General features: G+C 42.9%; 12 protein-coding genes and 7 tRNA genes. 5 read left to right on the forward strand and 14 right to left on the reverse strand.

Annotated features, from left to right (window positions below):
- Positions 1-239 precede the first annotated feature (239 nt).
- From ACSSVW_RS19610 to dnaQ, 9 genes are all read right to left on the reverse strand, one after another.
- Positions 240-316, reverse strand: a tRNA-Asp gene (locus ACSSVW_RS19610).
- A 50-nt stretch (positions 317-366) separates the two neighbouring features.
- Positions 367-443 (reverse strand) — tRNA-Asp (locus ACSSVW_RS19615).
- Between the two features lie 31 nt (positions 444-474).
- A tRNA-Asp gene (locus ACSSVW_RS19620) sits at positions 475-551 on the reverse strand.
- A gap of 37 nt (positions 552-588) precedes the next feature.
- A tRNA-Asp gene (locus ACSSVW_RS19625) sits at positions 589-665 on the reverse strand.
- Positions 666-696: 31 nt separating this feature from the next.
- Positions 697-773 (reverse strand) — tRNA-Asp (locus ACSSVW_RS19630).
- Between the two features lie 40 nt (positions 774-813).
- Positions 814-890, reverse strand: a tRNA-Asp gene (locus tag ACSSVW_RS19635).
- Positions 891-917: 27 nt separating this feature from the next.
- Positions 918-994, reverse strand: a tRNA-Asp gene (locus tag ACSSVW_RS19640).
- Positions 995-1,092: 98 nt separating this feature from the next.
- Positions 1,093-2,466, reverse strand: coding sequence for a TIGR03503 family protein (locus tag ACSSVW_RS19645; protein ID WP_182395077.1), 1,374 nt, complete (start codon positions 2,464-2,466; stop codon positions 1,093-1,095).
- Between the two features lie 9 nt (positions 2,467-2,475).
- On the reverse strand, positions 2,476-3,186 hold the full coding sequence (gene dnaQ, locus ACSSVW_RS19650) for a DNA polymerase III subunit epsilon (protein WP_454180005.1): 711 nt from the start codon (positions 3,184-3,186) through the stop codon (positions 2,476-2,478).
- A 68-nt stretch (positions 3,187-3,254) separates the two neighbouring features.
- Here dnaQ and rnhA point away from each other — a divergent pair, with 68 nt between their 5' ends.
- Together rnhA and ACSSVW_RS19660 are read left to right on the forward strand one after the other, a co-directional pair.
- Entirely contained in the window at positions 3,255-3,725 is a 471-nt protein-coding gene (rnhA, locus tag ACSSVW_RS19655; RefSeq protein WP_118844425.1) for a ribonuclease HI, read from the forward strand.
- A gap of 74 nt (positions 3,726-3,799) precedes the next feature.
- On the forward strand, positions 3,800-4,663 hold the full coding sequence (locus ACSSVW_RS19660; RefSeq protein ID WP_454180007.1) for an MBL fold metallo-hydrolase: 864 nt from the start codon (positions 3,800-3,802) through the stop codon (positions 4,661-4,663).
- On the opposite strand, the gene ACSSVW_RS19665 is transcribed toward ACSSVW_RS19660, so the two are convergent.
- The gene (locus ACSSVW_RS19665) at positions 4,634-5,392 is read right to left on the reverse strand and encodes a class I SAM-dependent methyltransferase (RefSeq protein ID WP_454180008.1); all 759 of its coding nucleotides are present in this window, start codon (positions 5,390-5,392) and stop codon (positions 4,634-4,636) included. The genes ACSSVW_RS19660 and ACSSVW_RS19665 overlap by 30 nt on opposite strands.
- 53 nt (positions 5,393-5,445) lie before the next feature.
- Here ACSSVW_RS19665 and gloB point away from each other — a divergent pair, with 53 nt between their 5' ends.
- A complete protein-coding gene (gloB, locus tag ACSSVW_RS19670; protein ID WP_454180010.1) occupies positions 5,446-6,219 on the forward strand; it encodes a hydroxyacylglutathione hydrolase in 774 nt (257 codons plus the stop codon).
- A gap of 144 nt (positions 6,220-6,363) precedes the next feature.
- Positions 6,364-7,947, forward strand: coding sequence for a LysM peptidoglycan-binding domain-containing protein (locus ACSSVW_RS19675; protein ID WP_065979329.1), 1,584 nt, complete (start codon positions 6,364-6,366; stop codon positions 7,945-7,947).
- A 57-nt stretch (positions 7,948-8,004) separates the two neighbouring features.
- Here the strand turns inward: ACSSVW_RS19675 and speB are convergent, their stop codons facing one another.
- The 4 genes from speB to ACSSVW_RS19695 form a co-directional block, all read right to left on the reverse strand.
- Entirely contained in the window at positions 8,005-8,928 is a 924-nt protein-coding gene (gene speB, locus ACSSVW_RS19680) for an agmatinase (RefSeq protein WP_036967455.1), read from the reverse strand.
- Positions 8,929-8,931: 3 nt separating this feature from the next.
- Entirely contained in the window at positions 8,932-10,845 is a 1,914-nt protein-coding gene (speA, locus tag ACSSVW_RS19685) for a biosynthetic arginine decarboxylase (protein ID WP_036967452.1), read from the reverse strand.
- Between the two features lie 195 nt (positions 10,846-11,040).
- The gene (locus ACSSVW_RS19690) at positions 11,041-11,502 is read right to left on the reverse strand and encodes a hypothetical protein (RefSeq protein ID WP_454180011.1); all 462 of its coding nucleotides are present in this window, start codon (positions 11,500-11,502) and stop codon (positions 11,041-11,043) included.
- Between the two features lie 71 nt (positions 11,503-11,573).
- Positions 11,574-12,035 carry a GNAT family N-acetyltransferase gene (locus ACSSVW_RS19695; protein WP_036967450.1) on the reverse strand — a complete coding sequence of 154 codons (462 nt, stop codon included), beginning with the start codon at positions 12,033-12,035 and terminating at the stop codon, positions 11,574-11,576.
- 254 nt (positions 12,036-12,289) lie between these two features.
- Between ACSSVW_RS19695 and cysZ the strand changes: the two genes are divergently transcribed.
- On the forward strand, positions 12,290-13,000 hold the full coding sequence (cysZ, locus tag ACSSVW_RS19700; RefSeq protein WP_174403856.1) for a sulfate transporter CysZ: 711 nt from the start codon (positions 12,290-12,292) through the stop codon (positions 12,998-13,000).
- The last annotated feature ends 19 nt before the right edge of the window (positions 13,001-13,019 follow it).

Below are 13,019 nucleotides of genomic sequence, written 5' to 3' on the forward strand. Positions count from 1 at the left end.
GGCATGGAATCACTTTATTTCGATACCAGATCGAGTGAAGAAAATGTGCAATCGGGAATGGATTAAATTGATTTAATCTTTATGCGGAATGGTATTAATTGGAAAGATACGAGATACGAGATACGAGATACGAGATACGAGATACGAGATACGAGATACGAGATACGAGATACGAGATACGAGATTATCAGAATAAAGGGGTGTTTTTTAAAATCAATCATTTGTTTGAGGAAAACAAATGGCGGAGTGGACGGGACTCGAACCCGCGACCCCCGGCGTGACAGGCCGGTATTCTAACCAACTGAACTACCACTCCGCAGTGGTATGTGCATGGGGTAATGCACTAAATTTGTTCATGATATCAAGTGGCGGAGTGGACGGGACTCGAACCCGCGACCCCCGGCGTGACAGGCCGGTATTCTAACCAACTGAACTACCACTCCGCAGAGATATCATTGTTATTACTTAATTTGTTGGCGGAGTGGACGGGACTCGAACCCGCGACCCCCGGCGTGACAGGCCGGTATTCTAACCAACTGAACTACCACTCCGCGATACAAATTTTGTAATTAAATAGCTGTTAAATAGTGGCGGAGTGGACGGGACTCGAACCCGCGACCCCCGGCGTGACAGGCCGGTATTCTAACCAACTGAACTACCACTCCGCAGTATCTAATGCTATTTATTTTTTCCTATTGGCGGAGTGGACGGGACTCGAACCCGCGACCCCCGGCGTGACAGGCCGGTATTCTAACCAACTGAACTACCACTCCGCAAAGGAAAATGTTTTACAACCATTAGTTGTGTAAGTATTGGCGGAGTGGACGGGACTCGAACCCGCGACCCCCGGCGTGACAGGCCGGTATTCTAACCAACTGAACTACCACTCCAGCGCGTACTTACAAATTGTCTAAAATTGGCGGAGTGGACGGGACTCGAACCCGCGACCCCCGGCGTGACAGGCCGGTATTCTAACCAACTGAACTACCACTCCACAATTTCGTTGCTGACTGAGTCTCCCCTGACAGCGGCGTGAATAATACGAATCACCCTCTGGTTCGTCAAGGGCTTTTTTGTATTTTTACAGGTTTTTTAGTCATCTGACATCGAAAGGTTTAAAATTTCACCTGATTTGTCATTTTTTGAACCATTTTTGCCAACTTCATTTTCATTCGTTGCTTGCTCAACATTTTCAGATGAGCTTTTTTTCTTTAAAAACGGTAACGATAATTTGAATTTAAGTGGTTTCTTTTGCACAAAAATACGAATGGCTAACCACCCTAATAGAAGAACGATTAAATTTCCAACAACAATAAGTGTCACCATTAGCACAGTGGATGCTTTTTTTTCTTCTTCTAGGATTCTTTGCTGCTCAGCTTGCGCTGCTAAATCGACTTCTGGACGAACAATTTCAGGTACAATTTCAATGGGTCGTTCAATTTCAAATTTATACGTCGGCAGCGTCGCCATAAATTCACGGTCATTTATATTACTACCAAACACCGATAGCTCGACACTGTATCGACCCCAATCATAATTTTTGATTGCTAATTCTCTGGTTTGAGATTTATCAGCATCAATTGAAAACATTTGCTCTTCATTATTGGGGTAATAGATTTTACCTTGAATAAGCACTGTTTCTGGTTTGACGATTTCAGGGTTTAAAGTAATCGTTAAGGTATGCTCATCGGTATCTTGCTCTGCTAATGCCATGTCATAGCTAAAAGGAGGCTCATGAACAACAATCGGCTTTTGTACTACAGTGCGTTTTAATATCGGTGTTTCTATATATAACTCTGGTTGCCACTCCCCTGCTGGGAAGACTAATTTAAACTCCCCGGTAAACACACCATCAAGGGGGCGCTCATCAAACCCACGACCATCATCTTTAAAATCGGTAACACTTTGCGTGCCCGCTCCAAAATTAGCGAAGTCACTGTTATTGGTACTTACAAAATCAACATGTAAACTTATGACATCTCGAAATTGCCCCACCTCAATTGGCTTACCATCATTGAGTACTCGGCCTGTTAATTTAATGGTTTCGCCACGAAACAACATGGGAGGGAGAGGGTCTACACGTAATTCAATTTCGCCTAATACCATTACTCGACTGTCTGGCAAAATACTGCCAACGACTTGCCAAGGGCCAGGCATCGGGTCTGTGATGGTGATCAAATCGTAGCTTAGTTCATCATGCCAATCTAAGTTGGCGTTCTTCACCGAGTCAGTCGCGTAGTACTTGCTGCCATCTGGGCGTACAAGCACCACGGCGGGTGCACCGCGTTTACGGAAAAATAATAACGTAATTTTATCAACGTTGTGATCAATGCGAAAACGGTTATCTAGTAGAGGAATTTCATTTTGAATCCCGTCACGCTGTAACGGGGTTATTTTATCTTGCTCAGTGGCAAGTCCCATCAAGGGCAATACACACACTAATCCTGCTAGAAGCTGTTTTCTCATTTTATTACCTTATTCTGCACGCCATAAGCATTGACCGCCTTTTGCGACCAAGTCTAAACGCTCTTCATGAGCGGCATGCTCTTGCTCTGTGGCCTTTAATACAACCAGTGGTGGTCTATCAGCGCTCACGCGTCGAATACCACCCATTTGTTGCTCTGAACCTTCATCTTTATTCTGATTTAAATTTAGCTTAACTTGCCCACCGGTCATGGCGAGGTAAACGTCGGCTAAAATCTCGGAATCCAGTAATGCGCCGTGTAAGGTTCGCTTTGAGTTATCAATATCATAACGACGACATAACGCATCAAGGTTATTCTTTTGACCAGGATGCAAATCACGCGCCATCTTCAAGGTATCAAGAACTTGACAGACATCTTCAGTATTCGGATAGCCCTGATTCAACAGCGCAAACTCATTATCCATATGGCCGATATCGAACGCCGCGTTGTGAATGACAAGTTCTGCGCCTTTTATGTACTCAAGAAATTCATGCGCTATTTGGTGATACAACGGTTTATCACGTAAAAACTCGTTAGTAATACCGTGAACATCGATGGCTTCTTCTTCAATGTCACGCTGTGGATTAATATACACGTGAAAATTGTTGCCAGTAAGGCGGCGATTTACAAGCTCTACACACCCGATTTCAATAATCCGATGGCCTTGCTTTGGGTCAATACCCGTGGTTTCTGTATCTAAAACTATTTGTCTATGTGCCATATCGTCTTAAGCCTGACTCTGGTATCTTTCTATAATCACTTTATTGTACATAATATCAAGGTAAAACAGTGCAAAAAACCGTAGAGATTTACACCGATGGGTCATGTTTAGGTAATCCGGGGCCAGGTGGTTATGGCGCAGTAATGCGGTATAACGGTCATGAGAAGCAATTAAGCCAAGGATATACCCTTACTACAAATAATCGGATGGAAATGCTCGCAGCCATTGTTGCACTCGAAACATTAACCCGCCCCTGCCATATTATCCTTACCACCGACAGCCAATATGTCAAACAAGGTATTGAGTCATGGGTTGAAAACTGGAAAAAACGAGGCTGGAAAACCGCAGCCAAAAAACCCGTCAAAAATGTCGACTTGTGGAAACGCCTTGATGCAGCTTGCCAACGACACACCATTGAGTGGCGTTGGGTAAAAGGTCACAGCGGGAATAAATACAATGAACTCGTTGATGACCTTGCCCGTGAAGCAGCAGGTGGCAATGCCCTACTTGAAGACACCGGTTACGACGAAGCAAGTTAAAAATTAACGCAGAGCATTTAAAGTTTTTGTTATATATTATAAGATTTAGCTATAACAATAATTAAGGACTCATTATGGCTCTGCGCATTCACTCTTTTTTTCATCAACAAAGCGCAACTTTGTGCTATCTAGTATGGTGTGAACACAGCAAACACTGCCTACTTATTGATGCACCAGCTGATTTTGATATGCCAAGTGGTGAATTAAGTTTTAGCACTGCCAATGAAATTATCGCCTACATAAAGCAGCATAAACTTTCATTACAGTGGTTGCTCGAAACACATGCTCATGCAGATCACATTACCGCATCAAGCTATATTAAACAGCAACTGCAACACGCTCACCCATGTAAACTGGGCACCGGTGAAGGTATTGTTCACGTACAAACACATTTCAGTAAGCTTTATAATATTGATATGCCATGTAATGGCGAACCCTTTGAGCAACTATTCGCTGATAAAGCACAGTTTCAGTTAGGGGAATTTACAGTCGATGTCATTGCCACCCCCGGTCACACCCCTGATAGCGTGTGTTATCACATAAATGGCAATGTATTTGTTGGCGACACTTTCTTTATGCCAGACAGCGGCACAGCACGTTGTGATTTCCCAGGCGGCAGTGCGGCTGAGTTATATGATTCTTTACAACGTATTTTATCACTGCCGGATGATACCGTGCTTTGGATGTGTCACGACTATCAACCCGACGGCCGAGCACTCGCGTACAAAACAACGGTTAAAGAACAGCGAGAGCAAAACGAGCATTTAAAAGGTGATAAACAGAGTTTTATTGCAATACGTGAAAGCCGAGATGCAACGTTAGCAGTGCCAAAATTGTTGCATCCGTCGATTCAATTAAATATTCGCGCTGGCCAGTACCCGCTTAAAAACGATGGCAAACAGCACTATTTAGCTATCCCGCTCACAGTGCTGCTTTGATGTTTGGCGAAGACCTGCGCCTTTTACAGGTGAAAATTGAGGTCTTGCGTGCCATTTAGGTTTAATTGGCGTCAGTGGTGCTACTCGCTTGCGTGCCACGAGTAAATAGACACTGCCCATAGGCTTTAAGTAATGTTTACCGAAGCGACGCCATGCCGCAAATCGCGATAATCGATTACCTCGTGCAAGCGATGAATGGATAAATCGCTCATCAGAAATAATTTCGAACCCTAATAAATTCAGCCAGTCTTTCACGCGTGAAGGGGTAAAAAAGCGCCCCGTCCAAGGCAGCTTTTGACGGCTAAACGGCAACAATTGAGCCAGGCCACATAAACTAAATGGATTAAAGCCGCTTATTACAATGTATCCACCTGGGATCAGCGTACGGTGTGCTTCTCGCAATATATGATGCGGGTCAGAATGGTACTCTAAGCAATGAGATAAAATACACGCATCGACACTGTGCTCATAAAAAGGCAGTTCATCAACATCGGCAATAACACCGGTAAATAAGCCCGGCTCAGCAACACAAACCTGATGCTTAATGGGGCTCTCACTCGTAGCAAGCTCGCCACTTAAATTACCTAATTTAAGCATGTGGTAACCAAACATGCGTGGCAACCAAGGTGTTAACTTTCTTTCAATTTCAGAACGCAAATAGTCCCCATGAGGGAACTGCTGCCACGAGTACGGCTTAGGACCTTCTTGAAAACTAAGGGCTGGTTTCATTTTCTGAGCTCGTTATACTGTATCTTAACTGTCACTTTATAGAGCAATTAAACATGGTGCAAGTTAAAGCAATTAAAGCCTTTTCTGATAATTATATCTGGTGCATTGTAAATAATGACCAACAAAGCGCTTGGGTCGTTGATCCAGGCCAAGCAGACCCCGTCAACCGGTATCTTGATGAGCATAACCTCACCTTGGCAGGTATCTTAATTACACACCACCATTATGATCACACTGATGGTGTTGAGCCATTGCTCAAAACCAACCGTGACATTCCCGTATACGGGCCAAGACACAGTCCGTTTAAAGGGATTAATCACCCGCTTTCAGAAGCAGACAAAGTCACGGTTTATGATCGCACATTTACAGTGCTTGCTACACCTGGCCACACTTTGGATCACATTTGTTATGTTAATGATGAATTGAGCTTTACGGGCGATACACTCTTTAGTGCTGGTTGTGGCCGCTTATTTGAAGGCAGTGCAGAGCAAATGTGGCATTCGTTATGTAAACTTAAATCGCTGCCTAATGACTGTAAAATCTACTGTACCCACGAATATACGCAAGCCAACTTAGCGTTCGCTAAGGCGGTTGAGCCAACAAATGAAGCATTATTGAGGTACAGTGATAAAATAGACACATTAAGAGCAAATGATGACATCAGTCTGCCCACCACCATTGCCATTGAAAAACAGCTAAATCCATTTTTACGCAGTCATTTGCCCCACATAACTGACCAGCTACCCAACACGCTAAAAGTTAATTTTAACTTAAATGAACCTTGGCAACGTTTTGCTAGTCTCAGGGCGTGGAAAGATAATTTTTAAAACGTGTATTATCTTGGTTACAATTTTGTATTTTTAGATCAGTACGTTGTAAAAATAAGCTGACATAAATTGGTCATAAAGTGGCAATATGTTCTCTGAGCAGGTAATATTCGCCGAGTTTTTTTACCTGATGTATGGGTATGTATGTATAAGTCTCCTTTAGTTTTAACGCTTGCGCTGGTTTTGAGTGGCTGTCAATTAACAGCAACTGACACTGCTGGGTCAGATAATGACAACCGTGTTGAGCAACAGCTTGCAGGCGCAAGCCCCAGTGACATCAATGATGCATTGATGCTCAACGCACAGTATCAGCAATTAGCTGATACTGATGAGCCCCCCCCAGTATTTGATGATGTATGGGAGCGTATTCGCTACCAGCTATCTATTGATGTACCGCAAAATCGCCCTGTTGTCGCCGAGCGTAACTATTATGCACGCCATCAAGCATACCTAGATCGTATCGCCAAACGTGCCGAGCCTTATCTTTACTTTATTGTTGAAGAAGTCGAAAAACGTGAAATGCCTATCGAAATTGCACTGCTGCCAATTGTTGAGAGTGCATTTGATCCCTTTGGTTATTCACATCGCAGTGCATCAGGCATATGGCAATTTATGCCACAAACAGGCGAGCGTTTCGATTTAAAACAAAACTGGTGGTATGACGGTCGTCGCGACATCGTACAATCAACGCGTGCTGCATTGGATTACTTATCCTATTTGCACAAGACCTTAGAAGGTGACTGGTTAAATGCAATTGCAGCCTATAATTCAGGTGAAGGTCGTTTACTAAGAGCGATTAAAAAGAACCGTAAGAAACATTTACCGACCGATTTCTGGTCGTTAGATTTGCCCAAAGAAACCACCTCTTACGTACCAAAACTGCTCGCACTTTCTGATCTTGTTAAACGTAGCGATGAATTTGGCATTAAGTGGCAACCGATTATTAATGCACAAGTTATCGATGTCGTTAACGTAGGAAGTCAAATTGATTTAGCCCTCGCTGCAGATATGGCAGGTATTAGCTTAACGGAGTTATACCGTTTGAACCCCGGTTTTAACCGCTGGGCAACCGATCCGAATGGGCCGCATTTCTTATTATTACCATCAGATAAAATAGACACCTTCTCTGAGAAATTGGCAAAAACAGAGCAAAAAGATCGTTTACGCTGGCAACAGTATGTTGTGGCGCGCGGCGATAGCTTATCGGTTATTGCGAAAAAGTTTTCAACCAGTGCGGGAGCGATTAAAACACTCAATAAATTGTCATCAAACACAATACGTGTTGGGCAACAATTATTAGTGCCTTTAAGTGATGGCGAAATTAACAGCCAACACCTGCCAGACTCTGTTCGCATGGCTGCAAATAAAGCAACGCGAAAAAAACTGAGCCATAAAGTAGCCAGTGGTGACACGTTGTGGGACATAAGCCGCGAATACGATGTCACAATTGCTGAACTTGCTAAGTGGAATAATCTTAAGAAAAATGCAGTGTTACGTGTTGGTCAAACACTAACGGTGTATAAAGATGAAAAAACACAGCTTGCAGCGACTAAAACGACCGAGCGCACCATTACCTATAAAGTTCGCCGTGGCGATTCATTAGCACGTATCGCTGCTAAGTTTAATGTCTCTGTGGATGATATTATAAAGTGGAACTCGTTGGCTGGGCAAAAATACATTCAACCAGGCCAAAAGTTAAAATTAAGGGTCGATGTTCGCAGCGCCTAAGTTTAAACTTACTGCCAATAAAAAAGAGCGCCTAAGGGCGCTCTTTGCATCTCACATTTAGTATTTGTGTTTTAAGGCCCACAAATGCAGTAATTCATTAGCAATCGTGGCTGCAGCAATGGCTGTAAGCTCACTTTGATCATACGAGGGTGAAACCTCAACCACATCCATACCCACCATATTAATGCCTTTAAGCGCTCTTAATATTTTTAACACTTTATCACTGGTTAAACCGCCACATACTGGTGTGCCAGTTCCTGGTGCAAATGCGGGGTCAAGGCAATCAATATCAAAAGTCAGGTAAACAGGTAAGTCCCCTACTCGCGCTTTAATTTGCTCTGCAATCACATCTGCCGACAGGTCATTTGCTGCCATGGCATCAATGACCGCAAATTCATGTTTGCTCTGATCAAAATCAGTGCGAATACCAATTTGAATACTGTGGTCAACGTCAATCAGCCCTTCCATCGGCGCATGATAAAACATAGTACCGTGGTCATAGCGTGAACCATTACTGTAAGTGTCTGTGTGCGCATCAAAATGCACCAAAGCCATTTTACCATGCTGTTTGGCATGTGCGCGCAACAATGGCAACGTCACAAAATGGTCGCCACCTAAACCTAGTAACGTTTTACCTTGACGTAAAATTTGCTCAGCCGCTAATTCAAGCTGCGCAGTAAAATACTCAGGGTCGCCTACGGGGTAGGTAAAATCCCCAGCGTCTGCTAACTTTAAGCGCTCAAACAATGGGAATGTCCAAGGGTATTTGGTTTCTTCCCATGCAAGGTGTACAGAGGCGCGGCGTATAGCGTCTGGACCTAGTCGCGCACCTGGACGCCCCGATGTTGCTAAGTCAAAAGGTAAACCTAATACCACGACATCCGCATCAATTGCAGTGATGTTTTGCACCATTGGCTGGCGTAAAAACGTCATGCCGTTTGAATATAACGAATGATCTGTATGGTCAAACAATGTCGACATTGCTTATAACTCTTCTAAATAAGTGTAACCGCTTAAGCCAGCTTGCAGCTCGTCTAACACGCTTTGCTGTTCAGTTTCTGGCAGTTTTGTAGCCACCAGCTGAGCATAAGACTGCTGGAAGCTCTCTACATCTAAATGCACATAACGCATCATGTCAGCCACCGAATCACCTTCGTTAATTTCAGTGATCTCTGCCTGACCTTGCTCATCCATTTTCACAATTGCGCTGTGTGTGTCACCAAATAAATTGTGCATATCGCCTAAAATTTCTTGATAAGCACCCACTAAGAAAAAGCCCATTAAATATGGTTTTTCTTCGCTATATGCAGGCACAGGTAGCGTACTTTCAATGCCTTGGCCATCCACATAGTGCTCCATGGCACCATCTGAATCGCACGTAATATCAAGTAGTACAGCACGTTTTTGTGGTGCTTCTGTTAAACCGCTCAATGGTAAAACAGGGAACACTTGGTCAATACCCCATGCATCGGGTAGAGATTGAAACAATGAAAAGTTCACAAAAAACTTGTCTGCTAAACGCGCGTTCAATTCATCGATAATTGGACGATGAAAGCGGTTTTTATTATCCATGTGTTTGTTAAGTTCATAACAGACACGAAGGTTAACTTGTTCCGCCCATGCACGCTCTGTTAAATCAAGTAAACCCAGTGCAAACTGATTATGTGCTTCGGCTAAGTCACTTTGACTATCATGGTAGATTTCAATCAACGCACGGTCGTCGTTATCACCACTTAGCTGTTGCCACGATGTCCACATATTGTTTAATAAAAGAGGTGCATCGGCCGCAGGCGCAAGAATATCTTCAGGCTCGTAGCTTTCAGTACCAATCACATTCGAAATCAATACCGCATGATGCGCAGTCAGCGCACGGCCAGATTCAGAAATAATACGCGGCATTGGTTGCTCATACTGCTTACAGGTATCGCCAATGGTGTAAACAATGTTATTCGCATATTCGCTAAGACTGTAGTTCATCGAGTTATGTGATTGGCTGCGTGTGCCATCGTAATCAACTGCTAAGCCACCACCCACATCTAAGCACTCTATTTGCGCACCTAACTTGCGCAACTCACAGTAAAAGCGTGCCGCTTCGCTCACGCCTAAACGTACGTCACGAATGTTGGCCATTTGCGACCCTAAATGAAAATGCACAAGCTGAATTAAATCTAATTGTTCAGACGCTTTTAAGCGATTTACCACGCTCAGTACTTGCGATGCCGATAAACCAAACTTTGATTTTTCGCCGCCACTCGCTTGCCACTTGCCTTTACCTTGTGACGCTAAACGAACACGAATACCAATACGAGGCTTCACGTTTAGCTCTTTTGCTTGGCTAAGCACCATATCTAATTCAGATAGTTTTTCCAGTACGATGTAAACCTTATGACCCAGCTTTTCGCCGATAAGTGCCAGACGAATATACTCTTGATCTTTGTAGCCATTACATACAATCACTGCGCTGGTTTTTTCTGCCATCGCTAAAACGGTCAGTAGTTCGGGTTTACTGCCCGCTTCTAAACCTAATTGCTTTTTCTCAACATCGGCTTGGCTTGCCACAATTTCCTCAACCACTTCGCGTTGTTGATTCACTTTAATTGGGTAAACAAGCAGGTAATCTCTCGGATAACCATAGTTTTCAATCGCCGTATTGAATGCCTGACACAGGCTGTGTACACGGTGATGTAAAATTTGAGGAAAACGTACAAGCGCCGGCAAACTTAAACCTTTGTCTTGTAGTTGCTGTGCTATATCGATAAGTGCAATGGTTTGCTCTGGGGCATGGGCCTTTGGCGCAACATACACATCACCTTGATCATTTATACCAAAGAATCCTTGGCTCCAATGACGAACATTGTAGCTCGTGCGAGCTTGTTCTAGTGATGTTGTCTCTTTCATCTATCTTTCTCTTTTATTTAATGGTGCCAAAATCGGCAAGGGTATTGCCGCGCATTAAAAGAAAAATAGTGACTTAAGTCCAACAAGTATTTTTACTCGTAACGAGTGATTTTTGATGTGAGAAACTGATTAAGTTGTAGATTACATTGGCTGAAGAATCAGCGTATTTAATAACGTGTTTAGTGCGTGGCGTTCTCAGTTCTTAACGTGAATAATTTCGTCAGCCTTTGCAGAGGAAGACCCTAACTGTCGCCACGCTTCATATTGCTCACCATTACGCCACGTGATACCGATATACTCTTGCCAATGTTCAAAGTCTTTACTTCTGTATTTTTCAACCCCACATCCTCCGGCACCAAAGGCAACACGACAGAGTTTAACAATCAGGTAGGTGCCATCAAACTCTAACTGGCGCGGGTTTTCAGTTGAACTGGAGCAAGTACTCAAAAAGCGAGGCGGTATTTTCAATATAATTCGCGAGGTAATTTCACCCTTGTCATTAAAAACACCGGTTACCGAATGGCATGAATTGAAATAAAAGGTATTACTGCCAACAACAAGGTCAGAAGGGCTATGTTTATTACGTTGCTCGGGGGATACACGCACCGTGTCTGACTGTTTAGTATCGCCACATGCACTGAGTACAATAAGCGACAAAAAGCCAAACAGACGCGCACATAATTTAACTATAACAATAACCCCATAAATAATGTGATTAGGTTAACTCGTTATTGATTAAGCCCTAATTCCATGAATAAACTTTGTGGGTTTTCAGTGTAATTACCAAACGGCCCACAACGATGAAACCCCAAGTTCTCATACAAACTAATTGATTCTGTTTGCTTAGGGCCTGTTTCCAAGCGAATAAGGGGAATTTGTTGCTCTCCCGCATGATGCAGTAAAATTTGCATAATACGACGTGATAACCCTTTACCTCGATAGCTTGGTTTTACATACAAACGGCGAATTTCGCCATAAGGCGGATTCCCTTCTTGCATCACAATAGCACCGCAGGCAACAATACCATCCTCGTTTTTTAAGCCAATTGCATACACGTTAGGTTCTGCTAATTCTTCGACGCTTAATGATTGTGCGGTTGCAACTGGATATAAAGAGTTTATAAGTCGGTCTATATCAGAAAACACGTGTACTACTTCAGGATCATGTGGATTTAAATCGACTAACTGCATAAAACTCCCATCTTGAATATGTCATTTTTGTTAATTCTGTTAACAATAATATCGGATCATCGTCTGATCCTCTAGTGCTGTTTTCATTATTCGTTCTTATCGGTACGTATGACTACCATACTACCGTGTAGTTCCTTGCTATGTAACTGAAAAAACACTTTGTTACGGAAAAAGGCTGTTCAAATACAGTGAAAATCATATACTGCAAACACGAAGTAATAATGAGAGGTTATCGCGTGCAGTTTACTCAAGGTATGGAATACTTCTTTTCTGGCTTTAAATTAATTAGCCAAAAAGGGTTAAAACGTTTTGTACTTATTCCTTTATTAATCAACATCGTACTTTTTGGCAGCTCACTGTTCTTTTTATACGGCTGGCTTACCGATGGCTTTGCCTATTTAAACTCGCTGTTACCAGAGTGGCTTAGTTGGCTTGAATGGTTAATGTGGCCTATTGCCGTATTAGTGATTTTATTTAGCTACAGTATGTTGTTCACCGTCATCACCAATTTTATTGCCGCCCCCTTTAATGGCTTGCTGAGTGAAAAAGTCGAGCTATTTTTGACGGGTCAAAAAGTCAATGATGATGGGCTACTTGATACCATGAAAGATGTGCCACGAATGCTTGGTCGTGAATGGACAAAACTCTGCTATTACTTACCAAGAGCAATTGGCTTTTTTATCTTGCTATGGATTTTACCTGTTATTGGTCAGCTCTTATGGGTGTTGTTTACGTGTTGGATGTATGCCGTTCAATATGAGGATTACGCATTTGACAATCACAAAGTCAGCTTTAATGATATGAAAGATGATTTAAAAGAAAAACAAACTCTCTCTTATGGTTTTGGCCTTGCCGTTATGGTGCTTACAGCAATCCCCTTTGTTAATTTAATTGTGATGCCTGTTGCAGTCTGCGGAGGCACCCGTTTATGGGTTGATAATTACCGCAGTAAATACCGCCGTTAAATCTTAAAAGCCATTAAGC

This window comes from Pseudoalteromonas sp. MBR-15 (assembly GCF_053628915.1).

Excerpts from the sequence above, each read along its gene's own strand:
- speB (WP_036967455.1), bottom strand. The coding sequence starts at position 8,928 with ATGTCGACATTGTTTGACCATACAGATCATTCGTTATATTCAAACGGC.
- cysZ (WP_174403856.1), top strand. The coding sequence starts at position 12,290 with ATGGAATACTTCTTTTCTGGCTTTAAATTAATTAGCCAAAAAGGGTTA.
- dnaQ (WP_454180005.1), bottom strand. The coding sequence starts at position 3,186 with ATGGCACATAGACAAATAGTTTTAGATACAGAAACCACGGGTATTGAC.
- ACSSVW_RS19660 (WP_454180007.1), top strand. The coding sequence starts at position 3,800 with ATGGCTCTGCGCATTCACTCTTTTTTTCATCAACAAAGCGCAACTTTG.
- ACSSVW_RS19695 (WP_036967450.1), bottom strand. The coding sequence starts at position 12,035 with ATGCAGTTAGTCGATTTAAATCCACATGATCCTGAAGTAGTACACGTG.
- ACSSVW_RS19665 (WP_454180008.1), bottom strand. The coding sequence starts at position 5,392 with ATGAAACCAGCCCTTAGTTTTCAAGAAGGTCCTAAGCCGTACTCGTGG.
- gloB (WP_454180010.1), top strand. The coding sequence starts at position 5,446 with ATGGTGCAAGTTAAAGCAATTAAAGCCTTTTCTGATAATTATATCTGG.
- ACSSVW_RS19645 (WP_182395077.1), bottom strand. The coding sequence starts at position 2,466 with ATGAGAAAACAGCTTCTAGCAGGATTAGTGTGTGTATTGCCCTTGATG.
- ACSSVW_RS19675 (WP_065979329.1), top strand. The coding sequence starts at position 6,364 with ATGTATAAGTCTCCTTTAGTTTTAACGCTTGCGCTGGTTTTGAGTGGC.
- speA (WP_036967452.1), bottom strand. The coding sequence starts at position 10,845 with ATGAAAGAGACAACATCACTAGAACAAGCTCGCACGAGCTACAATGTT.